Below are 24,023 nucleotides of genomic sequence, written 5' to 3'. Positions count from 1 at the left end.
CAAATTAGATTATGACTGGCGGCCACTCATCGGTCTTACAGGATGCGATTTACCTGTCTAACTCGTTGTCTATCGGCTCGAACGGAGCCTAACCGCGAGGACAAAATATGACCACCGAAACGATCGACCAGACCCGCGAGCCGAGCCGTTCGCGCGCCGTCTTCTCCCAGCAGGATTTCGGCCTGATCCGCACTGCTATCGCCCATTACCTCAAAGAAGTGCAGGACCAGCCGGAATCGATCAAATATGCCAATCTCTACCATCGTTTGGGTCGCGTCGCCTGAAAGATCGGAAGGGCCAGACATAAAGGGCGCGGGATCACTCCCGCGCCCTTTGCTACGTTCGCTTAAACCGATCCTCAGAACAGCCGCGTCAGCCCATAGAAGAGCGCGCCGATCGCGGCCGACGCGGGCAATGTCACGACCCAGGCCACAATGATGCTCGACGCCACGTTCCAGCGCACCGCCGACAGCCGCCGCGATGCGCCCACGCCGACGATCGCGCCGGTAATCGTATGGGTGGTGGACACGGGAATACCCAGATGGGTCGCCATGAACAGGGTAATCGCGCCACCCGTCTCCGCGCAGAAACCTTGAGCCGGGGTAAGGCGGGTGATCTTCGATCCCATTGTGTGGACGATCTTCCATCCACCCAGCAGCGTGCCGAGGCCCATCGCCGCCTGGCAGCTCAGCACGACCCACAACGGGACATGGAAACCGCCGGTCAACATACCCTGCGAATAAAGTAGGACGGCGATGATCCCCATCGTCTTCTGTGCGTCATTGCCGCCATGGCCCAGCGAATAGAGCGAGGCGGAGACGAGTTGCAGCTTACGGAACACGCGGTCCGCACCTTGCGGCGTGAACTTGCGAAAAATCCAACTGATGATCAGCACCAGCATCAGCGCTAGAAACAAGCCGACCGCCGGCGAAATGACAATCGCCGCGCTGGTCTTGAACACGCCGCTCCACACGATCGCACCCAGTCCCGCCTTTGCAGTCCCCGCGCCCAGCAGGCCGCCGATCAGGGCGTGACTGGATGATGACGGGATGCCCAGCCCCCAGGTGATGAGGTTCCAGGCGATGGCCCCCATCAGCGCGCCGAAGATCACTTGCGGGTCGATGATGCTGGCGTCGACAATGCCCTTGCCCACCGTTTCGGCCACATGCAGGCCGAAGAAGAGGAAGGCGATGAAGTTGAAGAAGGCGGCCCAGGCAACCGCATATTGCGGTTTCAGCACACGGGTCGACACGATGGTCGCGATCGAGTTGGCGGCGTCGTGCAGGCCGTTCAGGAAATCGAACAGCAAGGCGACACCGATCAACGCGATCAGCAGCGGGAGGGCGATGGGGTCCATGGCGGGTTAGACTCTGTCCTGCATGGATCGGAAGCATCCTAGATTCGTTCGTTTCGAGCGGAGTCGAGAAACGAGATGACTGCCCTGGCCGTTTCTCGACTATGCTCGAAATGAACGGGACATGTGGGAAGGTGAAGCGTCAGGCGTGGTCGATGACCAGGCCGGAAATCTCGTTTGCGACATCCTCAAACCGGTCGGTGACCTTTTCCAGATGACTGTAAATCTCGTTGCCGACGATGAAGTCCATCGGATTGCCGGCACGCGCCTGTTCGTACAGGGCCTTTAGCCCGGCTTCGTGCAGGATGTCGGCATGGCCCTCCAGCTTGACGAGACGCTCTGTCAGGTCGTGCAGCCGGGTGGAATTGAGGTTGAGCGAACGCAGCAGCGGCATTGCTTCGGCGGTGATGCGTGCGCATTCCACGATCAGCGCGCTCATATCCTGCATCTGCGGGGCGAAATCCTTCACCTCGTAAAGCGCGATCGCCTTGGCGGTCTGGTTCATCTGGTCGATAGCGTCGTCCATGACGCCGATCAGGCCGGTGATAGCGCTGCGATCGAACGGGGTGACGAAGATGCGGCGGACGTCCTGCAACACATCGCGGATGATATCGTCCGCCTCATGCTCGCGGTCCGATATTTCCTTGATATGCTGCGCCATGTCCGGGCCGCCCTTGAGCAGCTTGGCCAGCGCGTCCGCACCGACGACCAACGTGGCGGCGTGATCCTCGAACTGCTCGAAGAAGCGCCCCTGTTTGGGCATCAACGCATGAAACCAGCGCAGCATTCCAGTCCTTTCACTTTGCTTTTCGCGGATCGCCAGCAACAGCCGGAAGAACCAGCCGGGATTGGCGGGCGGTTCGCGAAAGGCCGCGATGATCGACTGCAAATCCGGTTCGTCCACCGCCTTTGCAGCGTCGGCTACCGGGAACCAGCGCAGTTCCCTTTGACCCTGTTCGGGCCATTGCGTCAGGTGGCCGGTGACCGCAAGCGGAAAAACCTCGACAGTCGCCTCGCGCGAGTTCCCGTTGCGCTTGCGCTTGTCATAACGATAGCGGCCAAGCGGCGCGGGGCAGGCGATGCCATGGATACCCGCTTCCTCATAGGCTTCCAGTTCGGCTGCGCGATGGCCGGCCATGCCCTTGATCCGGTTCCCCTTGGGGATCACCCATCGCCGCGTCTCACGCGATGTGATCAGCAGGATCTGCATCGCGCCATTGGCGTCGGTCGTATAGGGCAAGGCGGCGATCTGGCGCATGGACTGCCTGTAACGATATTGTCACAAAAGGCAATGTTATGCGCAGCCTGATCCCCGGCGAATGCGGGGTCCAGTCCTGATTCGTTGAACTGGACCCCGCTTTCGCCGGGGAGCGGCGTGATGGCGAGATTACAGCGAGAAGCGCGCCGTCACGCGGATGTCGCGCCCGGCAAGCGGTGCGAAATCCTTGAGCACGCTGGCGTGGCGGCGGGCCTCGACATCGAAGATATTGTTGGCCGACAGCATCAGCGTGGTGCGATCATTGCCCTTGAACGGCTTGAAGGCCAGCGATGCGTTGACCAAGGTGAAGCCATCGGTTGGCGTCTCGGTTTCGGCGATCCGGTTCTGCTCGAACACATGTTCGACTTCGGCCCGCGCGGTGATCCGGTCGCTCTGCGCCTCGATCCCGCTCAGCAGGCGCAGCGGGGGAATACGCGGCGCCGGGCCGCTGCCCTTGATGGTCGCGCGGACATAGTCGGCCACGCCATCCAGGTTGATCACATAGTTGCCGACCTGCGCCAGCTTCACATTGCCTTCGGCCTCGAAGCCATAATAGCGGGCGTCGGCCTGATTATAGGCATAGCAGGGAAATTCCAGCTCGGCTCCGCCATTGGCGGCCTGGCATACGCTGTCATCGACGATCGAATCGTAGATGAAGCCGCTGAACCAGTTATGATAGGCGGAGAAGGAGACGCTATAGCCTTCGCCCTGACCGCGCAGCGTGCCTTCGACGCCCCAGCTCTTTTCCTTGTTGAAATCGGCGTTGCCCAACTCGAACGCCTGCGTACCGGCATGATTGCCGCGGGCGAACAGTTCCTCCGCCGACGGCGCGCGTTCGCTGCGCGAGAGGTTCAGGCCCACGCGCCAGCCGGGCATGATTGCCTGGCTGATGCCCAGCGATCCCGACAGGGCGTTGAAGTTGCGGCGGCCGCCTGCGGTGAACAGATCATCATCGGCCACCGCCGACAGGTCGGTATGCTCGAACCGGCCGCCAGCCTCGACCCGCGTGTCGCCCAGGTCCAGCGATTGCAGCGTGAAGACGCCCAACTGGTTGGTCTCGTTGCGCGGCAGGAACTTCTCCTCGCCGACCGCCTCGAACCGGCGGGTGAAGAATTGTGCGCCGAATGCGCCGTCCCAGCCGCCTCGCTTTGCTTGCACGAACTCCAGCCGGCTTTCCATCGACTGGTTCTTGAAGGTCGTGCCCACCTCGCCGGTCGGCTCGATTTCCTCATGCTGATATTGCGCCCAGCCCGCGCGCAGGCGGATGCTGTCCAGGAAGCCGCCACCGGTCGCCACTTCGCCGCGCAGGTCGGCGCGGGTTTGCTTCATCGACAGCGTCACATCCTCATGGGTGTGGCCCGGCTCGTCATGGTCATGATTTTCGCCGTCATGGTCCTGATCCTCGGCCACGTCGATCCGCGACGGCACGCCATAGCGGTTTTCGCTGTGGGATACCGACACGCCCAGATTGCCGCCCGTGCCGACATAGGCGAAGCCGCCGGCGACCTCCCACGTCTCGGCGGCGGTGTTGGGCAGCTTGCCCTTCCACTGGCCATCCTCGCGGATTTCCGCGTCGTCCGACTGGGCGGCGATCGCCCGCATCGGCTTGGACAATATATAGCCGCCAGTCCGCAGGTCGTCCGTCCTGGTCCAGCTACCATCGACATGGATCACGAAATTCTGCGCGATCGGCGCCTCGACCTCGCCGCTCAGCGTCCGCTCGTTCGCGGCGCTGCCATAGGTGGCGATGCCGTCGATATGGATCGGCTCGTCGGGCACGCGGCGCGGGATGCGGCTGTCGATCACATTGACCACGCCGCCGATCGCCGACGACCCGTAGAGCAGTGCGGCCGGGCCGCGCAGCACTTCGATCCGGTCGGCAGTCAGCGGGTTGATCGCGACGGCATGGTCGACCGATGTATTGGACACGTCGAAGCTGCCGATGCCGTCGGTCAGGATGCGCACGCGCTCCCCCTGGAAACCGCGCAGGATCGGGCGGGAGGCGTTGGGGCCGAAGCTGGTGGCCGACACGCCCGGCTGGCGCGCCAGCGTCTCGCCGATGCTGGGGCGCAGGTCGCGGACCAGCTTCTCGCCGGTCAGAACCGATGTGCCGGACAATATGTCGCCCTGCCGGCGCGGGATCAGCGCGGTGACGACGATGTCGGACTTGGCATCGTCATGATAGGCCTGGTCGGGCGCAGCAACCTCCTCGGCCAAGGCGGGGAAGGCAAGGCACAACGCGGACAAAGCGCAGCCGGCGCGCAGCAACGGAAAGCGGGACATGAGGATCAACCCTTTTGATTCTGGTCTGATGTGACCCTGTATCTAGGATGATACATCATATCAAGGTCGATTCGCCGCATTTTCGCTGCGATGCGACATTAAATCTTCGTCATGATTTTACAGGAACAGGAACTGCGCCAGCGCCTCGACCGCCGGCTTTTCCGTCGATCGCGGCGCGACTGCCTGGCGTATCTCGATCGCCGGCAGTGGCATGTCCAGCGCCAGCCGCTGCACGCCGCTCATCCGGCCGATATCGCGGGCCAGCGTACCGAAGGCCGCGAAGCAGCCCGCGCCTTCCCGCAACGCGGCGATGATCTCGAACATGTTGTCGCTTTCCAGCATCGGCATCATGTTGTGGAAGCGACCCTTTGCCAGCGCCGCGTCGATAATGTCGCGCAGGCCGCTGCGCGTTTCCAGCGCCAGCATCGGCGTCAGCGCCAGATCGTCGCGGCTGACGCTGTCGGCCCGCGCCAGCGCATGGTCGCTGCCGGCGTAGAGGTTGAGCTGCTCGGACCAGCCATAGCGTGAGCCGAAGTCTGTAGGCTCCTCCAGCGCATAGAAATAGGCGATGTCGGCTCGTCCATTGGCCAGCGTGCTCGCCGCATCCTCCGCCGTATGGACATGCAGGTCCAGCGTAATGGCGATATCCTCGTTCGCCGCTTCGAACGCGGACAGGCCGTCCTGAAGCTGGCCGAAGACCGGGGCGGGCGCGGCGAGGGTGATGACCTTTCGCGGCGGTCCCTCCAGCACGATGAGTGACGGCGTAGCGACTGGAATGATGGCGGGAACAGGCGGTATGTCGGGTTCGGTTTCAGGCGGAAGCACTTCCTCCATCGGCGCTTCGGTCGGCGCGGGCGCATCCTGCGACAGCAGGGTCATCGCCTGCGCGGTCTTGCGCCCCGCCGGCGTCAGCCGCGTCGCGCCGTCCAGATCATCAAACAGTCGATAGCCCAGCCGCATCTCCAGCGATGCCAGATCTTGCAAGACCTGTTCGATGCTGAGGTCCAAATCGGCGGCGCAGCGCGTCACGCTGCCGGCTGCCACCATCTGCGCGAATATATCCAACTGGCGCAGGGAAGGGCTGTTCATAATCGGGTGATAGAACAAATGATGCAGGCGGTTAAGGGGCGATCTTCGCCTTGCGACGCAATCATGGTTGACGAGCGCTACCCGATAATGGCAGGGCGCTCTCCTGCCGGGCGGGTATAGCTCAATGGTAGAGCACTAGCCTTCCAAGCTTGTGATGCGGGTTCGATCCCCGCTACCCGCTCCAGCGCTATCCAGCATCCCCCGCCGGCGGTCCCGAACTGCCCCGCTCGATCAGCGTGAACAGAAATTCCGGCGCGTCGGTCGGGCCGTTGGCCAGGGCGTCGATCACGGAGCGGCCCATATCCTCCAAAGGCTGGCGCACCGTGGTCAGCGGCGGCCAGGATGTCAGGCTGGCGGTCGTATCGTCGAAACCCGTCACCGACAGATCCTCCGGCACGCGAAGGCCGATACGATGGGCTAGCGTCAATACCCCAAGCGCCATTTCGTCGTTGGTCGCGAAGACGGCGCTTGGCGGCTGGGGCAGCGCCAACAGCGCCTCGCCTGCCTCTATGCCCGACGTGAAATCGAACCGTCCCTCCACGAACAGGCTTTCATCGACGGCGATGCCTGCCGCCGCCAGCCCGTCGCGGAACCCTTCCACCCGGCGCAGCGCCGCGCGGTGGTTGGAGGGCGGGGTGATGACCCCGATGCGATGATGGCCCAGTGCAATCAGATGGTCGGCGACCATTCGCCCCGCCGCGCGTTCGGGCGTATGAATCGTGAAGCTCGCCGCGGTCACCGACCCGGCGATCCGGGCGCTGGGCAGCTTCATCTCCGCCAGCCGCGCCAGCAGGCCCTCATCGTCCGACAGCGGCGGCACCAGCAGCACGCCGTCGGGCCGCAGCGCCCCGACCAGCCGCTCCAGCACTTCATAGCGTTCCTCGCCACCGATCGAGATCGGCTCCACCACCAGATGATAGCCCAGTTCCCGACAACGCCAGGCCGCGCCGATCTGGATGCGGCTGACATAGCCGGGCGCGGGGTTGTTGTAGAGGAAGGCGATCATGAACGACTTGCCTCCTGCCAGCCGCCGCGCCGACTGGTTGGGGCGATAGCCCAGCTGCCTGATCGCCTCATCCACCCGCGTTTTAAGTTCGGGGCTGACATTGGGGGCCTTGTTGACGACGCGCGATACCGTCTTGATCGAAACCTGGGCGAGCGCTGCAACGTCGTGGATACTGGTCATGGATAAACCATGGCGACAGCCGATAGGGGTTGGCAAGAGGCATTGGCAACAGGCGGGGCGGAAGATTATGGTCGTGCTGCGGCTGTCGATGGACAGGGCGCGACAAGGAGCCGATCATGACCGACATCGTCAATCTGCGTCAGGTGCGCAAAACAAAGGCGCGGACCGACAAGGCGAAACTTGCCGAAGAAAATCGCGCCCGCTTTGGCCGGACCAAAGCGCAGCGGCACGCAGACGATATGGAAAAGCAGCGCCACATGGCCCTGCTGGACGGGGCCAGACGAGATCGCGGCGAGGACAAGTAAAATTGATTCTATTTCCTCCATGAAGAAGTGATGACTTCATCAAATTCTGTAAATTTTGCGTTCATGTTAAAGTGAACGAATATTCATCTTCATCATCTTGACGTTCCTCCATAACAATTCGTCGCGATTCTGACCCTGGCTTTGCGTTGAATCGCGAATTCGGTCGTTGACCGATCACTATGACTGGAAATATTCGCACAAACCGCCCCGCCAGGGCCGCGATTGCCGCTGTTCTGGCTTTGACCGCCACCCCGCTGCTGGCTCAGGCCATTGATGTGCCTGTCGCGGCACCGGCCGCACCGATCATGGTACCGGATGCCGCGCCTGCCGCCGCGCCCATGCCTCCAACAGCGCCAGCTACATCGAGGATGGCCGCCCCAACGGAGCCTGCCGCCTCGAAGCCCGCCATGCAGTTCACGCCCGGCCAGCCTGTGGTGCAGGCGACCCCGTCGATCGACGAGCGTATCGCCGCCGCGACTGCCGCTGCCGAAGCGGAAAAGGCGTCGCCTGACGCAACCGCGCCGCGCACGGCGCAACGTGCCGCTTCGGTGCCCACTGCGGCACGTCCGTCGCCTGCACTCCGCGCTGCCGCGCCAGCGCCGGTCGCCGCTGCAATAAGGCCCGAATCAGCCCCAGCGACGCTACCGGCCACACCGATGGTCCAGCCAGTGCCCGAAGCTGCATCGGTGCCAATCGCCGCATCAGTTGATTCGGTCGCAGCGCGGACCGATCAGGCGCTGTTCTGGGCGCTCGGTGGTGGCGCTCTGCTCCTGCTGGGTCTGGGCGGCGCCGCGCTGGTCCGCCGTCGCCGTCCGGATGAGGAAGACGTAATCGCGCCTAACTATGAACCCGTGCCTGTTCCTGTGGCCCCGATGCCGGCCATGGCTGTGCCGGTTGCCGCGCGCCCCACAATGGCCAGCCCGCGCTTTGGTGAAGACGCCACGCTGGAAGCGATGGTTGCCGAAGCGCCCAGCGCGTCAAACCCGTTCCGCACCCGCACCAAGCGTCTGCGTCGCGCGCAATATCTTATCGCGCAGCGTGGAGCGGCCTCGGTCGCGCCGCCCGTGCCGCAGGCGACCTATGCCGAGCCCGCGACCGTCCCGGCTGCCGATCGCAGCCAGACCGTCTATCGTTTTGGCAGTGATCGGGCTTCGTCGGGCTTCCTGCGCCCGCGTCCCGCCAAGTAAGGCGTAAACCATCCTTGAAAGGGACGGAGAACCACTCGGCTCTCCGTCCCTTTTCCTGAGCGGCTTATGTTGCGCTTTGGGCGATCGGCTGTTACCGGCGCGCCGGTCATTACCGCGCCTTGCTAACGGAAGAATCGCCCAGCCATGTCAGAGAAGATCAACCGCATCGTCCTTGCCTTTTCCGGTGGTCTCGACACCAGCGTGATCCTGAAATGGCTCCAGCAGACCTATCAATGCGAAGTGGTGACATTCACCGCTGATCTCGGCCAGGGCGAGGAACTGGAGCCGGCCCGTGCCAAGGCCCGCCTGATGGGCGTCAAGGAAGAACATATCTTCATCGACGATCTGCGCGAGGAGTTCGTGAAGGATTATGTCTTCCCGATGATGCGCTCCAATGCGCTCTATGAAGGCCTCTACCTGCTCGGTACCTCGATCGCCCGTCCGCTGATCGCCAAGCGCCAGATCGAAATCGCCAAGATGCTGGGCGCCGACGCCGTCAGCCATGGCGCGACCGGCAAGGGCAATGACCAGGTCCGCTTCGAACTGGGCTATTATGGCCTGGCCCCCGATATCAAGGTGATCGCGCCCTGGCGCGAATGGGATCTGGCCAGCCGCACCAAGCTGATCGAGTTCGCGGAAAAGCATCAGATCCCGATCCCGCGCGACAAGCGTGGCGAAAGCCCCTTCTCGACCGACGCGAACATGCTGCACACTTCATCGGAAGGCAAAGTGCTGGAAAATCCGTGGGAAGAAACCCCGGACTATGTCTATTCGCGCACAGTGAACCCGGAAGACGCGCCCGACGCGCCCGAATATATCACCGTCGATTTCGAACGGGGCGATGGCGTCGCGATCAACGGCGTCGGCATGTCGCCGGCGACCCTGCTCGAAACGCTCAACGAATATGGCCGCAAACATGGCATCGGCCGACTCGATCTGGTCGAAAACCGGTTCGTGGGCATGAAGTCGCGCGGCATGTATGAAACGCCGGGCGGCACCATCTATCACCTCGCCCATCGCGGCATCGAGCAACTCACGCTCGACCGTGGCGCCGCGCATCTGAAAGACGAACTCGCTCCCAAATATGCCGAGCTGATCTATAACGGCTTCTGGTTCTCGCCGGAGCGCGAAATGCTTCAGGCCGCGATCGACCATAGCCAGGAAAAGGTGACGGGCACCGTTCGCCTGAAGCTGTACAAGGGCGGCGTCTATGTCGTCGGCCGCAAGTCGCCTTACTCGCTCTACAGCGAAAAGGTCGTCACATTCGAGGATGACGCGGGCGCCTATGACCAGCGCGACGCGGCGGGCTTCATCAAGCTGAACGCGCTGCGCTTGCGTTTGCTGGGCCGCCGCGACCGCTGATCAAGTCGCGGCTTCCCTTCCGGGGTTATCGACAGGTTAATCTTTGCACAGCATAGGCTCCATGATGGAGTTATGCTGTGCACGGGCCTGAACTGGAAGCCGCCACGATCTTTCGGGCGATGGATCGCTCGACGGCGATCGTCACGTTCGATCGCGATTGCCGCGTAACAGGCGCTAATGATAATTTTCTGGCGTTGTTCGGCTATCGCTTTGACGAGGTGCAGGGCCGGCATCACAGCATCTTCTGCGATGCCGACTATGCCCGGTCGCGCGACTATGCGCTCTTTTGGCAGCACCTCCTGTCTGGCCATTTCGACACGGGTGCCTATGGCCGGCGGGACGCGCGCGGGCAGCAGGTCTGGATCAGGGGCAGCTATAATCCCATTATCGGGCCTGACGGCACCCAGACCGGTGTGATTAAATTCGCCAACGATATCAGTGCCGAATATCGCGCCATCGCCGCGCGGGAGGAGGCGGAACAGCGTTTGCGTCAGCAGGAAAGCGATCGTCGCAGCGTGGTCGAGCATGTGCTGGGTGAAGTCAGCAGCATCGTGGATGCCATCGACGGCATCGCGCGCCAGACCAACCTGCTCGCCCTTAACGCTTCGATCGAGGCTGCCCGTGCCGGTGACGCCGGACGCGGCTTTTCCGTCGTCGCGTCGGAAGTGAAGAAACTGGCGGTCGATACTCAGGCCGCGACTAGTCGGGCGCGGGCGATCATCGCCGGCTGAAAAGATACAAATTGCGACATTTTGTCCGCTGACCTGACATATCTAAGGGACAACTGGCCTTCATAAACGGTTTCAAGGACGGCGAACCGCCGTTCAGCAAGACCCAAGAAGGAAGACAGAGATGCTTCGCAAATTCTTCACTACCGTTGCGGTTGGATCGCTATTCGTCGGCGGCCTCGCGGCTACCCACTTGGCCTACGCCCAGCCCGGCACCGACGGTGGCCCCGGCCCGCGCGGTGGCCTGATGGCGATGGCCGACAGCAATAAGGACGGCAAGATCAGCAAGGCGGAACTGACCGCGGGGCTGGAAGCCCGTTTCGCGAAGATGGACGTCGATCGCGACGGCCAGCTGACGCCGAAGGATCGGGACCTGCGCCGCCAGCAGCGCCTGGATGAACGGTTCGTCGCCCTTGATACCGACAAGAATGGCCAGATCAGCAAAGCCGAATTCACCGCCGGTCATCAGGCTCGCGCCGACAAGCGTGACGAAGCTGGCAAGCCCGACCGGCACCGCTGGGGCAAGGGCGGCCATCGCGGCCCCGGTCGTGGCGGCATGATGATGCGCGGCGGTCCCGGCTTCGGCAACGCGAACAAGGACGGCACTGCTACCAAGGCCGAGTTTATGGCTGGCCCACTCGCCATGTTCGACAAGGCTGATACCAACAAGGATGGCTTCGTCACCGCCGACGAACTGAAGGCCGCTCGTCCGCAAATGCGCGGCCCCATGGGCAAGCGCGGTCCGGGCCATGACGCCCCGCCGCCCCCTCCGGCCGACTGACGCACTGCATCCCGGCACGGCGTTCCTCCCCTGGCGCCGTGCCGAACCCTTGGAAGGGCGGGGCTGCTCCCCTCAGCTTCGCTCTTCCAACCTTTCTCCAGCCATGACAGACAGGCACGATGAGCGAACGACCCCATCTCCTGCTCGTCGACGACGAGCGTTCGATCCGCGAACCGCTGGCGCAATATCTCGCGCGCAACGGCTTTCGCGTCACCGCCGTGGAAAGCGCTGCCGAAGCGCGGGTGCGGCTCAACGCCAATGCGATCGACCTCGTCATCCTCGACATCATGATGCCGGGGGAAGACGGCCTCTCGCTCTGCCGCCACATCCGCGAGACGAGCGAAATTCCCGTCATCCTGCTCACCGCCCGCACAGAGGAAACGGACCGGATCGTCGGCCTCGAAATGGGTGCCGACGATTATGTGCTCAAACCCTTTTCCCCGCGCGAACTGGTCGCCCGGATCAAGGTGATCTTCCGCCGCGTCGCCACCGGCGGCCAGCGCGTCACCGCGCCCGATGGCGCGAATTACAGCTTCGCCGGTTGGCTGCTCAAGACGCAGGAACGCACGCTGGTGGACAGCGAGGGCGTCTCGCTGCCGCTGTCCACCGCCGAGTATAATCTGATGCTGGCCTTCGCCACCCGGCCCAATAGCGTACTCAGCCGCGACCAACTGCTCGACATCACCCAGGGCCGCGAGGCTAATGCCTTCGACCGCGCAATCGACAACCAGATCAGCCGCCTGCGTAAGAAGATCGAGCCGGACCCCAAAAACCCAACGCTGATCAAGACCGTATGGGGCGGGGGCTACACCCTGTCGGCCGAAGTCCGAAAACTGTGAGGCGGCTTCGTCTTTGGCCGCAAAGCCTGGTCGGTCAGATCATCATCCTGATCGCCATCGCGCTGTTCGTGGCGCAGGCGATCAATTTCGGCCTGTTGCTGCGTGAACGCAACAGGGTCGACTTGACCAGCCAGACCGCACCGGTCGTCTATCGTGTCATCAACGCGCTGGATGCCCGTGCCGATCGCCGGCCCGATCGCCCGGATCGCCCGCTTGAGCCGGCCCTGCGCGAAGCGGGTCGCGAACGGCCCGACCGGCGCAATGTTGAATTTACCACGACCCGCCCCGTGCTGGAGGGCAGGGCGCGCCCCGACGTACAGGCGCGGGCGGAAGCGATGTTCGACGATATCGGCCTCACCGTCCATTCGGTCGCGGCGGCGGAGGACAGCCGTGTCATGCCCATGCGCCGCTGGGAACAGATACGCAGCCGCGCAACGGGTGAAACCATGCGCGACCGGCGCGTCGGTCGCCTCAGCCTGGCGGTCGAATATAAACCGGGTAGATGGGTGACGACGGAGGCGCGCATCGGCAATCGCTCACCGCGCTTTGGCGGCTGGCTGATCGGCCAGACGCTGATCCTCTATGGCATCGTCCTGCTGCCCTTGCTCTGGGTCGGCAGCCGTCTTGCCCGGCCGCTCAAGCAACTCACCGGGTCCGCCCAGCAATTTGCCCGTACCGGTGCCGCCGATCCGGTGGACGAACGCGGTCCCGGCGACGTGCGTGACCTCACCCTGGCTTTCAACGCCATGCGCGCGCGCATCATCGCCATGCTGGATGAAAAGGACCGGATGTTGGGTGCGATCGGCCACGACCTGCGCACCCCGCTCGCCTCGCTGCGGGTCCGCACCGAATCGGTCGAGGATGAAGCCGAGCGCGTCCGCATGTCCGAGACGATCGATGAAATGAACCGCATGCTGGAGGATATCCTCTCACTCGCTCGCGCGGGCCGCAGTACGGAAGCGGCGCAGAAGGTCGATCTTGCCGCACTGGCCGACGCAGTTGTGGAGGATTTCATCGAACTGGGATCGCCCGTCGATCTGGCCGACAGCGACCGTGCCGTCGCCTTCGTCCGCCCGCGGCAGATCCGCCGTGCGCTGCGCAACCTCATCGAAAATGCCATCGTCTATGGCGACCGCGCCCATGTGAAGGTGCTGCATGAAGATGGCGCGCTCCGCATCGCCGTCACCGACGAAGGCCCGGGCATCGCGCAGGACCGTATGGCGGAAATGCTCGAACCCTTCACCCGTCTGGAAGGCTCCCGCAACCGCGAGACAGGCGGGGCGGGCTTGGGCCTTGCCCTCGTCCGCGCGATCATGGCAGAACATCAGGGCGAACTACGGCTGGAAAATCGTCCTGAAGGCGGTCTGGAAGCCAGCCTTGTGCTGCCGGCTTGAAGCGCAGCTAACGACCGGAAGCTGACAGTTTTCTCCCCTCCCTCGAAGGGGGAAGCGTGTGTCGCCTAATCACCCAAATCATATCTTCGCATCCACACCCCGCCGCCCTCTGGCGGCGCGCACCCCTTGGCGGTTGCGGTCGGCCAGCTTGCGTTTCAGGGCGGTGGGGTGGGGAGCGACCAGAAAGCCGAAGCTGACGGTGCCTTCCTTTGTTTCGACAGCATGGTGCAGGCGGTGGGCCTGGACGATGCGCTTCATGTAGCGGGAGCGGGCGACATAGCGGTTGCGCACCCGCTGATGCACGATGATATCGTGGAAGCCGAGATAGATGGCGCCATAGGCGGCCACGCCCGCGCCCACCGCCGTTGCCCAATTGCCCCAGCCCCATTGCACACCGCCCAGCAGCAGCAGGATGGAGGGCATGGCGAAGATCACGAAATAGAGATCGTTAGCCTCGAAAAAGCCGGTCCGGGGGCGGTGGTGGCTGGCGTGGAGGAACCAGCCGGGGCCGTGCATCACCCAGCGGTGCATCACATAGGCAAATCCCTCCATGGCGGCGATCGTGGCGATGAAGAGCAGCATGAGGATTATGGGCGACATGATCGCCTATATAGGTTGGGTGAGCCGGGGTGGCGACCCCGTAATTAGAGCGCACTGCTTCTGCAAAAATGGCGATCGGGGCGATAAGGTATCCCGCTCGACCCCTGGAATCCTGCTTTCGCAGGAGCACTATGCTCTGGGCAAGGCAAAGGAAAGGGCCGCGACTTCTGGAGAGATCGCGGCCCGGTTCACCCCCGAAAAAGGGAAAGCGGATCAGAAGGATGCGGTCAGCGATCCAACCACGCCCGCCTTGCTGATATTATGGCCGGCCGCGGTATAGGAGGATTTGTCGGTGTCTACATAGGAGACGCCGAAGGTCAGGTGGTTCCAAGTGTAGGTCGCACTGATATTCCAGTCGGTATATTCATCGCCAATGGTCAGATAGCTGGGACCGAAGCTGTGGCCCAGATGCGCCGAGACGCCAAGCGGGATGTTGGGGATCGAGGCCGACAGGTCGCCGCCGACATAGAGGCTGTCTTCCTTGCCATTATCGACGCTCAGCGCCTTCGCCTTGGGCGCATAGTTCACGGTCAGCTTGGCGGTGGCGGGACCGAAGGTGCCCTTGACCGAGGCATAGGGCTCGACGAAGTCGGTGTTCTGGCCGGCGTTGCCCGGATAGTAATAATAGAGGACGCCGACGTCGATCGTGGCCGCGCCGACGGTGGTCGAATAGCCGCCGATCAGGTCGAGTTCCTGATCCGATCCGGCCGCGACATATTCGTCGATCGAACTGCCCCAGATCGAGGCATAGAAGCCAGAGGCGTGGCTGACGGTGATGCCGCCCTGAAGCGCGAATTTCTTGTTGGTCTGCGAAATGCCGCGGAAGCGATAATCGGTCACGACGGCTGCATTGCCGGTGACGGTGATCTCGGGCGTGGGCTCGTCCTGGGCTATGGCAGGTATCGAGAACGCCGCAAGAGCGAGGGCCGAGATGCCGATGATGGACTTACGCATGGGAACCCCTTGATGGTGGTTCTGCGATCGTCCCGCCTGCGTCCAGACGCCGGCCTCCATGCTTCCCCCGCTCGGGATGGGCCGGCTGCCTCAACGCCTTCGATGTGCCTCCACGCGCTGCGACGCACAAGAATTTACTGCTCTATGATGTCGTTACTTCTTTAATGTTTGTAGACTGCAAAAAAATACAGTCGCGGTCATGCGGGAGCGCGGCCGCCAAACGCGGTCGCACCTCGCATTTGCGCGGGTTTTTGACTTTATGACTGTTGGCGATCCGGCGCCTGATGGATGACGCGCTGCGGGTAGGGGATGGCGATGCCATGGTCGCGAAACAGTTGCCAGACCCGGCCCAGCACGTCCGACTTCACATTGCCGACGCCGCCTTCCGGATCGCTGATCCAGACGAGGATGTCATGCTCGACACGGCTCTCCCCGAACGCGGTGAGCCAGACATTGGGCTTGGGATTGCGCAGCACGCGCGGGCTTTCCTGCGCGGCCTGGAGCATCAGACGTTGTGCCAGTTTCAGGTCGCTGTCGAAGGCGATGCCGACAGGGATGCGGACGCGGACGTTGCGGTCGGAATAGGACCAGTTCTCCACCTCCTGCGTCATCAGATTCTCGTTCGGAATCAGATGCTCCTTGCCATCGCGGGTGATGACGGAGACGGCGCGCACGCCGATCTTGTTCACCCAGCCGAAACTGTCGCCCACGACGATGACGTCGCCCGGCTTGATTGAGCGGTCCATCAACAGGATGATACCCGCGATGAGGTTGCCGAACGTCTTTTGCAGGCCGAAGCCGATGGCAAGGCCGAGTGCGCCAGAGAAGACGGCGAAGGCGGTGAGGTCGATTGAGAGCAGGTCGACGCCGATGAAGAAGGCGACGACGATCACTGTGATGGCGGCGAGTTTCTGCGCCAGCAATTTCTGCGTGGGGTCGAAGCTGTCGGCCTTCTGGATCGAGCGGCTGATCACCCTGTTGGCGAGGCGGACGGCGGCGAAGAGCGCGACGCAGGTGGCGGCGATCGACAGCAGGCCGAGCAGGGTGATGCGCCGCTTGCCCAGATTCATGCCGATGCCGTCCAGCATTTCGCTGACAGGTGCGATACCGCCGCCGCTGCCCGAGACGATCAGGATGAAGAGGATCAGCGCAAGCGGCACCACCGCCCAGCGCGGCATGGCAAGGCCCTTCAGGATATGGATGGACAGCAACGCCACGGCGGCGCCCAGCGTCATGCCAAGAACGAGATGGCCGAGCCCATCTTTCGGAAAAAAGGGCAGAGCGAGGGTCAGCAACAGCGCGGCGGCGCCATGGCGCACGATGGCGCGGACATGGCCTGCCATCGCGTCGCCCAGTGACGGCAGGCGGCGGCGCAGACGAGGGGCCCACAGCCGGGCCAGGCCCCAGGCGAAGGCGTAGAGCAGGATGGACAGGGCCAGCGCGACCAGCGGCTGGACGATGTCGGGATCGCCCGGCAGCAGGCCGATCAGGTCGGACAGAGCCGGTCCCATCGCGTCAGGCTCCGTCCCGGACCGCGCGGAAGCGGGCGAGGCCGGCGTCCAGATCGGCGATCAGGTCGGCCGGGTCTTCAAGGCCGATATGCAGGCGGACGGTGGGGCCTTCCGCCTCCCATTGCGTGGCGCTGCGGTAGCGGGCGGGGTCGACGGGCAAGGCCAGGCTTTCGAAGCCGCCCCAGCTATAGCCGATGCCGAAATGGGCGAGGCCGTCGATCAGGGCGGCGCGGGCAGCTTCGTTCCCGCCTTTCAGGACGAAGCTGAACAGGCCTGTCGATCCGCTGAAGTCGCGTTGCCACAGGGCATGGCCGGGGCAGTCAGGCAGCGCGGGGTGAAGCACGCGAGCGATGTCGGGCTGATCCGTCAGCCAATGGGCGATGGCAAGGGCGCTGTCCTGATGCTGTTTCAGCCGGACGCCCAAGGTGCGCAGGCCGCGTGACGCGAGCCAGGCATCGTCCGGGCTGACCATCTGGCCGAAGAGATAGGCGGTCTGGCGAATCTTGCCGAACCAGTCGGCATTCGCCGTGGCGCTGCCCATCATAACATCGCTATGGCCGACGATATATTTGGTACAGGCCAGGATGGAAATGTCGACGCCATGCGCCATGGCCGGGAAATAGAGCGGGGTCGCCCAGGTGTTGTCGAGTAGCGTGACGACGCCGTTCGTCTTCGCCCAGGCGGTGAGGGCGGGTATATCCTGCACCTCGAATGTCAGGCTGCCGGGGCTTTCCAGAAAGATCGCACGGATTGGACCATCGGTAAGATAGACATCGAGTTGGACAGTTGTGGGATCATAATATATCGTTTCGATACCGTAACTTTTTAGCATCTGCTCGCAGAAATTGCGGGTCGGGTCATAGGCGCTGTCGACCATCAGCAGCCGGTCGCCCGGCCTCAATACCGCCATCAGCGCGCAGGCGATCGCCGCGACGCCCGAAGGGAAGAGCATCGTGCCTTCCGCCCCCGGCTCCATTTCGGTGAGCGCGTCGGCGAGGCTCCAGGCGGTCGGCGTGCCCTTGCGCCCGTAAAAGAGGCGCTCATGCGTACTGCTACCCGCCGCTTTGCGCAGATGGGCGACGTCGTCATAAAGGATCGTGGAGGCGCGCCACACCGGGGGGCTGACGATGCCGCCGGGCTGGCCCGGCATGCCGGTCCATTCCGGCTTGCGGCCGGCCTGCGCAACTTTGGTCAGGGGCTTGCGGTTGTCCGTATCGCTCATGCTGCGCCTGTCGCTTTCGGTGTCGCAGGATCGAAACCCCATTCGGACCAGCTGCCATCATAGAGGGCGACGTCGGCCTTCCCCAGCGATTCAAGGCCTGCGAGGATGATCGCGGCGGTCACACCGCTGCCGCATGTGGTGATGATCGGTCGGTCGAAATCGGTGCCGGCGTCCAGCAGCAGGCGGCGCAACTCATCGCCCTGCTTCATGCGGTTATCCGCAGTGAAGAAGGCGGAGGAGGGGATGTTGCGGCTGCCGGGAATATGGCCCGATGCCATGCCGGGGCGCGGTTCCGCTTCCGCGCCGGTGAAGCGGCCGGCGCCACGGGCGTCGAGCAGTTGCGCGTCGCCACTGTCCAGATTGGCGAGGATGTCGGCCTTGCTGCGCACATATGTCCGGTCGAGCCGGGCGACGGCGTTGCCGGGTGCGATGGCGGGAACGCCGCTGGCCGTCGGGTGGCCCTCCGCGACCCATTTGGGCAGGCCGCCGTCGAGGATCGCGGCAGAAGCGCCCAGCCCATAGACACGCGCCATGAACCAGCCGCGCGCGGCGCTGTGGGTCGGGCTGTTGTCATAGACGACGATGCGGCTGTCGGCATTGACGCCCAGCGCCTGCATCCGCTGCGTCATCATGTCGTCGGGGGGCAACTGGCCCGGCACCGGATCGGCGGGATCGGCGAGGGTCGGCAGGTCCATGAAAGCCGCGCCCGGAATATGGGCGGTCTCAAACTCGGCGCGCGCGTCACGCGGCGTACCGGGCAGGAACAGGCTGGCGTCGAGGATGACGAGGTCGGGCGCGCCCTGCTGGCCGGCCAGCCAGTCGGTGGAAACGAAGATGGTCATGCGGCTCCCTTCGGCGTTCATACTGCCTTTGGGGCTAGTATTAGGATGCCGAGCCGGGGCTGGGAAGGGGGCTTCAGGCCGGGGTGAGTTCGGCAGCGGCGCGGGCGGCGGGGCGGCGATATTGGCGCGGCCCCTGATCCAGGCGCAACGGCGCGAGCCGGGCGGCTGGCGGTTCCTGTTCCTGCCCGACGATGAAGGCGCGGGCGGTGCGGCCCTGACCGACCGGATCGTCGGCCTCCGCACCCCAGCGATAGGCGGCGTCGAAGGCGGCGAGCGGGATGAGCAGGGTGCGCTGCCCCATTTCGACCGGCACGATTTCGTCGCTCGACAGGCGCAGTTCGCCATTGAGCTGGATCGTTTCGCCCGGCGCGATCGCTACCGCGCTGTGCAGCGGCAGGCCGTCCTGGCCGGTGAAGAAACCCTGGAGCACCGCCTGCTGCTGCGCGCCACCATTGCCGAGCATGCCGCGTATCAGCACATCCTGTGCCGGGCGGTCGCCGCGATTGTGCAGGATCAGCGCATAGCTGATCGTCACGCCCATCAGCGAATAGCGGGCCTGACCCACGGCCATGTCCATGTCGATCCAGGGACGGTCGGTCGCGGTGACCGGGGCTGCGGCAGGGACATGCAGGGCTTCGGCGGGTTCGGGCGCAGGCGGCGGCGGGACGGCTGCCCTGGGCTTGGCGACGGGCGCTGGAGCGCTGGCCGGGGCGGGTGCCACGTCGCGTGATGCGGCTGGCCGGCGGCGGCGCAGCAGGACAAGGCCGGCCAGCACGACCAGCGCCGCGACGATGGCGGCGATGATCCAGGGCAGGCTGACGCCTTCTTCTGCCGGCACGCTGGTGGCGGTAGGCGCGGGCTCCGGGCTGTCGACCGCATTGGCGGCGGTGGCCGGGAGCGTCTGGGCGGGTGGCGTGGCCGGGGCGCTGTTGTTGGCGGTTGCGTTGTCCGCTTCGACCGGGGCAGGTTCGGCCGGTGCCGGTGCCGGTGCCGGTGCCGGTGCCGCAGGCGTCGGGCGCGTCTGGGCAGGTGGTGGCGGCGGTGTCTTCCGCTCGGCGGGCCGGGACGGACGGGTTTCAGCCGGCGGGGTAGCCTGCGTCGTGCGCGGGCGGCCGGTTCGCGGCGTCGGCTGCACCGTGGCGGGCGGCGTCGTGACCGTGGGTGCGACGACTGGCGGAGTCGCAGGCTGGCTCGCTCTGGGCGTCACCGGATCGCGATAGACATTGAGTTCCGGTCCCTGCCGATTGGGGTCAGGCGCTGGCGTGCTGCCTGTGGGCGGCAGTTGGAAACCGCCGGCCGGGGCGTCAGTCTGCTGGGCATGGACAGGCGCAACCAGCATCAGCGGCGCGGCGAAAAGCAACGGACGAATATGAGACCCCATGGCCCAAGCCAAGGCACAAGAATGGCTGAACCGCAAGTGAACAATGCGAAAGGCTGACATCAGCCGTGCAATCGCGTAGATGGCCGGTCATGACCGACCTTCCCACACACCCACTGCATCTGGGCCAGACCAGCGCCCTGCCCACCAGCCCCGAACAGGCCGTGCTGGACTATGTGCCCAATCCCCGCCCCGGCAAACCCTATCTGGTGCGTTTCACCGCGCCAGAATTCACCTCGCTCTGCCCGGTGACGGGACAGCCCGACTTCGCGCATCTGGTGATCGACTATGCCCCGGCCGAGACGATCGTGGAGTCGAAGTCCTTAAAGCTGTTCCTGGGCAGCTTTCGCAACCATGCCGCTTTCCACGAGGATTGCACGGTGGGCATCGGCCAGCGTCTGTTCGACGAGATGAAGCCGGTCTGGCTGCGCATCGGCGGCTATTGGTATCCGCGCGGCGGCATTCCGATCGACGTCTTCTGGCAATCGGATGTGCCCCCCGCCGGGCTATGGCTGCCGGCGCAGGATGTGCCGGGCTATCGCGGGCGGGGCTGAGGTCACTCGTCATTCCGACCATGCGCGCCGGCGAAGCGCGCTGTTCTGCGCTCCGGTGCTCGAACATCACGCTTCCCGGCTCCACCTGAACGAAATGACGAGCGACCTCACCGTCATCCTGTTTCTCTGACTGACGAACGCCCGACAGGGTTCGACCAACGACATAATCTTGCGCGGAGTTCACTTGACCCGTGCAGCCAAAGGGGCGATCCGACGTTCATATGGCGCGTGATACTATCTCATGTCGCTTTCAAGACGTGTCGGAGTCTGAAACCCTATGTCGTTCAAGAAAATCCTGCCGCTGCTGATCGCGGCTGCCCCGGTCGCTTATGCGACGCCCGCATTGGCCCAGCCGGTTGCGCCCACCGGCCCCGCCGCCGGCATCACCACCCAGTTGCCGCGTGGGGCCGCGCCTAGCCATTATGCGATCGAAGTGACGCCCGACGCGGCGAACCTGAAGTTCAATGGCAAGGTGACGATCGACGTCAACGTAGCGACCGCTCTGCCCGCATTGGTGCTGAATGCGGCGGACCTGACATTTTCAACCGTCACCCTGACCCCTGCGAAGGGCAAGGCGATCACTGGCACGGCGAAGGTCGATGCCAATGCGCAGACCGTGACGTTCGATTTCGGCAAGCCGGTGCAGCCGGGCAGCTACAAGCTGGACATCGTCTATGCCGGCATCATCAACCAGCAGGCGAATGGCCTGTTCGCGCTTGATTACACCGATAATGCCGGTGCGGCGAAGCGCGCGCTTTTCACCCAATTCGAGGCGCCCGATGCCCGTCGCTTCGTCCCCAGCTTTGACGAGCCGAGCTATAAGGCGACCTTCGACCTGAGCGCCATAGTGCCGGCGGATCAGCTTGCGGTCGGCAACATGCCGGTCAAGGCAAGCAAAGACATTGGCGGCGGCAAGAAGCTGGTGACGTTCGGCACCAGCCCCAAAATGTCGTCCTACCTGCTGTTCTTCGGCCTGGGCGAACTGGACCGCGCGACCAAGATGGCAGGCAATGTCGAAGTCGGCGTCATCACCGGCAAGGGCAATACCGGCAAGGCGCAACTGGCGCTCGATGCGTCGGCGGCGATCCTGCCTTATTATAACGACTATTTCGGCGTGCCCTTCCCGCTGCCCAAGCTCGACAATGTTGCCGGACCGGGCCAGAGCCAGTTCTTCAGCGCGATGGAGAATTGGGGCGCGATCTTCACCTTCGAGCGTACGCTGCTGGTCGATCCGCGCTTCACGTCGGAAGAAACCAAGCGCACCATCTACGAAGTCGCGGCGCATGAAATGGCGCATCAGTGGTTCGGCGATCTCGTCACCATGGCGTGGTGGGACGATCTGTGGCTGAACGAAGGCTTCGCTAGCTGGATGGCGACCAAGGTGACGGACAAGCTGAACCCGGAATGGGAGACGTTGCTGTCGCGCGTCGACGGGCGCGAGCGGGCGATGAGTCTCGACGCGCTCAAGACCACCCACCCGGTGGTGCAGAAGATTCATACCGTCGATGAAGTGAATCAGGCGTTCGACGCCATCACCTATCAGAAGGGCGAAGCCGTCATCACCATGCTGGAAGGCTATGCCGGCGAGGATGTTTGGAAGGCCGGTATCCAGTCCTACATGAAGGCCCATGCGTACGGGAACACCGTGACCGACGACCTGTGGAAGGCGGTCGAGGGCGCGGGCGCCAAGGGGCTTGTCAGCATCGCGCATGACTTTACGTCGAAGCCGGGCATTCCGCTGGTCAAGGTGGAGAGCGCCCTATGTCAGGGCGGCAGCACTGTACTGACGCTGAGCCAGGGCGAATATAGCCGCGACGACAAGGGCAAGACGCCGCAAAGCTGGAACGTGCCGGTGAAGGCGCAGACGACGGGCGGAGAGGCGCAGCGGCTGATCCTGTCGGGCGGCAAGGGGCAGGTCACGCTGCCCGGCTGCGGCGCCTATGTCATCAATGCGGGGCAGACGGGCTATTATCGTTCGCTCTATCCGGCGGAGAATGTGAAGGCGCTGGCCAAGGGCTTCGGCCAGTTGGCGAGCATCGACCAGACCGGCCTGATGGCGGACAATTTCCAGTTGGCGCTGGGCGGGTATCAGCCGATAGGGCTGGCGCTGGATCTGGTGGATGCGGTGCCGGCCAATGGCAGCCCCGCCGTGCTGGCCGAGGTGCCGTCCTACCTCAAGAGCAGCTATGACATGCTGGAGGGTAATGCCGCTGCGCAGGCGAAAGTCGCGGCCTATGCGGGTCGTAAGCTGACCCCGGCGCTGGCCGCGATAGGCTATGACGCGAAGGCCGGCGAGGGGCCGCAGGTGCCGGTGTTGCGCACCAGCCTCGTATCCACGCTGGGCAGCATGGGCGACAAGGCGGTGGTGGCGGAAGCCAACAAGCGCTTTGCCGCTTTGGCGAGCAATCCGGCTGCGCTCGACGGTCCGCTGCGCAATGTGTGGTTGGGCATCATCGCGCAAAATGCCGATCAGGCGACGTGGGACAAGCTGCGCGCCATGGCCAAGGGTGCGCAGAGCGACCTGGAGAAGAGCACCGTCTATGCGCTGCTGGGCAAGGCGAAGGATGAGAAGCTGACAGGCCAGGCGCTCGACCTTGCCCTGACCGACGAGCCGGGCAAGACCACCAGCGCGGCGATCATCAGCCAGGTCGGCAGCGCCCATCCGATGCAGGCGGTCGATTATGTGCTGGCGCACAAGGCGCAATATGAGGCGCTGATCGACGTATCGGCGCGCAGCCAGGCGCTGGCCCGGCTGGGCGGCGGGTCGGCCGATCCGGCGATGGTGACGAAGCTGGACGCCTATGCGACCCAATATCTGACGCCGGACTCGCGCAAGGTGGTGGATCGCTCGATCGCTGCGATCGCGACGCGGATCGAGACGCGGGGCCGGTTGAAGGCGCCTACCGCGGCATGGTTCGCGAAGAAATAAGCGAGGGGGCGGCGGCGCAATCCGCCGCCCTTTTCGTCTTAGAGCGCGCTGGGTTAAATCCGATGCAGGTCGCGCGCTCTAGCTTTTGTTTTCGCATCGTTTTACGCGAAAAACCGGTTCCCACTTTTCCGCATGATGCTCTAGGCGCTGTCTGCATTCATAGGATTTCCATTTTGCATGAGATCTGATTCAAGGTCGTTGAAGGAGACGATCTTTGAGCAGACGGGTGCTGACGGACGAGCAATGGAGCCGGATCAAGGGGTATCT

21 protein-coding genes and 1 tRNA gene are annotated in these 24,023 nt (G+C 64.0%); 11 read left to right on the top strand and 11 right to left on the bottom strand.

Translation table 11 applies throughout. The features are described 5' to 3' along the window. Nucleotides 1–107 precede the first annotated feature (107 nt). Nucleotides 108–284: a hypothetical protein gene (locus ASE85_RS23490; protein ID WP_200928326.1), complete on the top strand. Its 177-nt coding sequence runs from the start codon at nucleotides 108–110 to the stop codon at nucleotides 282–284. A gap of 74 nt (nucleotides 285–358) precedes the next feature. Here the strand turns inward: ASE85_RS23490 and ASE85_RS07760 are convergent, their stop codons facing one another. The 4 genes from ASE85_RS07760 to ASE85_RS07745 form a co-directional block, all read right to left on the bottom strand. Beyond that, complete coding sequence (locus ASE85_RS07760; RefSeq protein ID WP_056686181.1) at nucleotides 359–1,357, bottom strand: inorganic phosphate transporter; 999 nt, start codon at nucleotides 1,355–1,357, stop codon at nucleotides 359–361. 139 nt (nucleotides 1,358–1,496) lie between these two features. After that, the gene (locus ASE85_RS07755; RefSeq protein WP_056686179.1) at nucleotides 1,497–2,612 is read right to left on the bottom strand and encodes a DUF47 family protein; all 1,116 of its coding nucleotides are present in this window, start codon (nucleotides 2,610–2,612) and stop codon (nucleotides 1,497–1,499) included. 129 nt (nucleotides 2,613–2,741) lie between these two features. Further along, nucleotides 2,742–4,895 (bottom strand): TonB-dependent receptor, encoded by a 2,154-nt coding sequence (locus ASE85_RS07750; RefSeq protein WP_056686176.1) that lies wholly within the window; start codon nucleotides 4,893–4,895, stop codon nucleotides 2,742–2,744. A gap of 117 nt (nucleotides 4,896–5,012) precedes the next feature. Then, nucleotides 5,013–5,984 carry a LysR family transcriptional regulator gene (locus tag ASE85_RS07745; protein ID WP_056686173.1) on the bottom strand — a complete coding sequence of 324 codons (972 nt, stop codon included), beginning with the start codon at nucleotides 5,982–5,984 and terminating at the stop codon, nucleotides 5,013–5,015. 110 nt (nucleotides 5,985–6,094) lie between these two features. On the opposite strand from ASE85_RS07745, the gene ASE85_RS07740 reads away from it, so the two are divergent. Continuing rightward, nucleotides 6,095–6,168: transfer RNA gene (locus tag ASE85_RS07740), tRNA-Gly, on the top strand. A 3-nt stretch (nucleotides 6,169–6,171) separates the two neighbouring features. On the opposite strand, the gene ASE85_RS07735 is transcribed toward ASE85_RS07740, so the two are convergent. Continuing rightward, on the bottom strand, nucleotides 6,172–7,170 hold the full coding sequence (locus tag ASE85_RS07735) for a LacI family DNA-binding transcriptional regulator (protein ID WP_056686171.1): 999 nt from the start codon (nucleotides 7,168–7,170) through the stop codon (nucleotides 6,172–6,174). Between the two features lie 116 nt (nucleotides 7,171–7,286). Between ASE85_RS07735 and ASE85_RS07730 the strand changes: the two genes are divergently transcribed. The 7 genes from ASE85_RS07730 to ASE85_RS07700 all read left to right on the top strand — a co-directional run bounded on the left by ASE85_RS07730 (nucleotide 7,287) and on the right by ASE85_RS07700 (nucleotide 13,766). Next, complete coding sequence (locus tag ASE85_RS07730; protein ID WP_056686167.1) at nucleotides 7,287–7,475, top strand: DUF4169 family protein; 189 nt, start codon at nucleotides 7,287–7,289, stop codon at nucleotides 7,473–7,475. A gap of 407 nt (nucleotides 7,476–7,882) precedes the next feature. Beyond that, complete coding sequence (locus tag ASE85_RS07725) at nucleotides 7,883–8,662, top strand: hypothetical protein (protein ID WP_235523400.1); 780 nt, start codon at nucleotides 7,883–7,885, stop codon at nucleotides 8,660–8,662. A gap of 144 nt (nucleotides 8,663–8,806) precedes the next feature. Next, nucleotides 8,807–10,024 carry an argininosuccinate synthase gene (locus ASE85_RS07720; protein WP_056686161.1) on the top strand — a complete coding sequence of 406 codons (1,218 nt, stop codon included), beginning with the start codon at nucleotides 8,807–8,809 and terminating at the stop codon, nucleotides 10,022–10,024. Nucleotides 10,025–10,101: 77 nt separating this feature from the next. Then, complete coding sequence (locus ASE85_RS24290) at nucleotides 10,102–10,755, top strand: methyl-accepting chemotaxis protein (protein ID WP_327196612.1); 654 nt, start codon at nucleotides 10,102–10,104, stop codon at nucleotides 10,753–10,755. Nucleotides 10,756–10,876: 121 nt separating this feature from the next. Beyond that, nucleotides 10,877–11,533 (top strand): EF-hand domain-containing protein, encoded by a 657-nt coding sequence (locus ASE85_RS07710; RefSeq protein WP_056686158.1) that lies wholly within the window; start codon nucleotides 10,877–10,879, stop codon nucleotides 11,531–11,533. Nucleotides 11,534–11,652: 119 nt separating this feature from the next. Then, a complete protein-coding gene (locus tag ASE85_RS07705) occupies nucleotides 11,653–12,372 on the top strand; it encodes a response regulator (RefSeq protein WP_056686155.1) in 720 nt (239 codons plus the stop codon). Continuing rightward, complete coding sequence (locus ASE85_RS07700) at nucleotides 12,369–13,766, top strand: sensor histidine kinase (protein WP_056686152.1); 1,398 nt, start codon at nucleotides 12,369–12,371, stop codon at nucleotides 13,764–13,766. The genes ASE85_RS07705 and ASE85_RS07700 overlap by 4 nt, the downstream gene beginning before the upstream one ends. 78 nt (nucleotides 13,767–13,844) lie before the next feature. On the opposite strand, the gene ASE85_RS07695 is transcribed toward ASE85_RS07700, so the two are convergent. The 6 genes from ASE85_RS07695 to ASE85_RS07670 all read right to left on the bottom strand — a co-directional run bounded on the left by ASE85_RS07695 (nucleotide 13,845) and on the right by ASE85_RS07670 (nucleotide 20,276). Beyond that, the gene (locus ASE85_RS07695) at nucleotides 13,845–14,366 is read right to left on the bottom strand and encodes a sterol desaturase family protein (RefSeq protein ID WP_056686149.1); all 522 of its coding nucleotides are present in this window, start codon (nucleotides 14,364–14,366) and stop codon (nucleotides 13,845–13,847) included. A 213-nt stretch (nucleotides 14,367–14,579) separates the two neighbouring features. Then, a complete protein-coding gene (locus tag ASE85_RS07690) occupies nucleotides 14,580–15,320 on the bottom strand; it encodes a TorF family putative porin (RefSeq protein WP_056686281.1) in 741 nt (246 codons plus the stop codon). Nucleotides 15,321–15,577: 257 nt separating this feature from the next. Next, the gene (locus tag ASE85_RS07685; protein WP_056686146.1) at nucleotides 15,578–16,831 is read right to left on the bottom strand and encodes a mechanosensitive ion channel family protein; all 1,254 of its coding nucleotides are present in this window, start codon (nucleotides 16,829–16,831) and stop codon (nucleotides 15,578–15,580) included. A gap of 4 nt (nucleotides 16,832–16,835) precedes the next feature. Continuing rightward, nucleotides 16,836–18,053 carry a cystathionine beta-lyase gene (gene metC, locus ASE85_RS07680; protein ID WP_056686143.1) on the bottom strand — a complete coding sequence of 406 codons (1,218 nt, stop codon included), beginning with the start codon at nucleotides 18,051–18,053 and terminating at the stop codon, nucleotides 16,836–16,838. Next, nucleotides 18,050–18,895, bottom strand: coding sequence for a sulfurtransferase (locus ASE85_RS07675; protein WP_056686278.1), 846 nt, complete (start codon nucleotides 18,893–18,895; stop codon nucleotides 18,050–18,052). The genes metC and ASE85_RS07675 overlap by 4 nt, the downstream gene beginning before the upstream one ends. 73 nt (nucleotides 18,896–18,968) lie before the next feature. After that, a complete protein-coding gene (locus tag ASE85_RS07670) occupies nucleotides 18,969–20,276 on the bottom strand; it encodes a hypothetical protein (protein WP_056686140.1) in 1,308 nt (435 codons plus the stop codon). An 89-nt stretch (nucleotides 20,277–20,365) separates the two neighbouring features. Between ASE85_RS07670 and queF the strand changes: the two genes are divergently transcribed. Both queF and ASE85_RS07660 read left to right on the top strand, forming a co-directional pair. Beyond that, complete coding sequence (gene queF / locus ASE85_RS07665) at nucleotides 20,366–20,827, top strand: preQ(1) synthase (protein ID WP_056686136.1); 462 nt, start codon at nucleotides 20,366–20,368, stop codon at nucleotides 20,825–20,827. 277 nt (nucleotides 20,828–21,104) lie between these two features. Beyond that, nucleotides 21,105–23,756 (top strand): M1 family metallopeptidase, encoded by a 2,652-nt coding sequence (locus ASE85_RS07660; protein ID WP_056686133.1) that lies wholly within the window; start codon nucleotides 21,105–21,107, stop codon nucleotides 23,754–23,756. Nucleotides 23,757–24,023: the final 267 nt, after the last annotated feature.

The sequence above is a fragment of the Sphingobium sp. Leaf26 genome (assembly GCF_001421665.1).
Taxonomy (GTDB): domain Bacteria; phylum Pseudomonadota; class Alphaproteobacteria; order Sphingomonadales; family Sphingomonadaceae; genus Sphingobium.
Note: the sequence above shows the minus strand (reverse complement) of the source record. Positions and strands in the feature narration are given on the sequence as shown.

Excerpts from the sequence above, each read along its gene's own strand:
- ASE85_RS23490 (WP_200928326.1), top strand. The coding sequence starts at position 108 with ATGACCACCGAAACGATCGACCAGACCCGCGAGCCGAGCCGTTCGCGC.
- ASE85_RS07760 (WP_056686181.1), bottom strand. The coding sequence starts at position 1,357 with ATGGACCCCATCGCCCTCCCGCTGCTGATCGCGTTGATCGGTGTCGCC.
- ASE85_RS07755 (WP_056686179.1), bottom strand. The coding sequence starts at position 2,612 with ATGCGCCAGATCGCCGCCTTGCCCTATACGACCGACGCCAATGGCGCG.
- ASE85_RS07750 (WP_056686176.1), bottom strand. The coding sequence starts at position 4,895 with ATGTCCCGCTTTCCGTTGCTGCGCGCCGGCTGCGCTTTGTCCGCGTTG.
- ASE85_RS07745 (WP_056686173.1), bottom strand. The coding sequence starts at position 5,984 with ATGAACAGCCCTTCCCTGCGCCAGTTGGATATATTCGCGCAGATGGTG.
- ASE85_RS07735 (WP_056686171.1), bottom strand. The coding sequence starts at position 7,170 with ATGACCAGTATCCACGACGTTGCAGCGCTCGCCCAGGTTTCGATCAAG.
- ASE85_RS07730 (WP_056686167.1), top strand. The coding sequence starts at position 7,287 with ATGACCGACATCGTCAATCTGCGTCAGGTGCGCAAAACAAAGGCGCGG.
- ASE85_RS07725 (WP_235523400.1), top strand. The coding sequence starts at position 7,883 with ATGCAGTTCACGCCCGGCCAGCCTGTGGTGCAGGCGACCCCGTCGATC.
- ASE85_RS07720 (WP_056686161.1), top strand. The coding sequence starts at position 8,807 with ATGTCAGAGAAGATCAACCGCATCGTCCTTGCCTTTTCCGGTGGTCTC.
- ASE85_RS07710 (WP_056686158.1), top strand. The coding sequence starts at position 10,877 with ATGCTTCGCAAATTCTTCACTACCGTTGCGGTTGGATCGCTATTCGTC.
- ASE85_RS07705 (WP_056686155.1), top strand. The coding sequence starts at position 11,653 with ATGAGCGAACGACCCCATCTCCTGCTCGTCGACGACGAGCGTTCGATC.
- ASE85_RS07695 (WP_056686149.1), bottom strand. The coding sequence starts at position 14,366 with ATGTCGCCCATAATCCTCATGCTGCTCTTCATCGCCACGATCGCCGCC.
- ASE85_RS07690 (WP_056686281.1), bottom strand. The coding sequence starts at position 15,320 with ATGCGTAAGTCCATCATCGGCATCTCGGCCCTCGCTCTTGCGGCGTTC.
- ASE85_RS07685 (WP_056686146.1), bottom strand. The coding sequence starts at position 16,831 with ATGGGACCGGCTCTGTCCGACCTGATCGGCCTGCTGCCGGGCGATCCC.
- metC (WP_056686143.1), bottom strand. The coding sequence starts at position 18,053 with ATGAGCGATACGGACAACCGCAAGCCCCTGACCAAAGTTGCGCAGGCC.
- ASE85_RS07675 (WP_056686278.1), bottom strand. The coding sequence starts at position 18,895 with ATGACCATCTTCGTTTCCACCGACTGGCTGGCCGGCCAGCAGGGCGCG.
- ASE85_RS07670 (WP_056686140.1), bottom strand. The coding sequence starts at position 20,276 with ATGGGGTCTCATATTCGTCCGTTGCTTTTCGCCGCGCCGCTGATGCTG.
- queF (WP_056686136.1), top strand. The coding sequence starts at position 20,366 with ATGACCGACCTTCCCACACACCCACTGCATCTGGGCCAGACCAGCGCC.
- ASE85_RS07660 (WP_056686133.1), top strand. The coding sequence starts at position 21,105 with ATGTCGTTCAAGAAAATCCTGCCGCTGCTGATCGCGGCTGCCCCGGTC.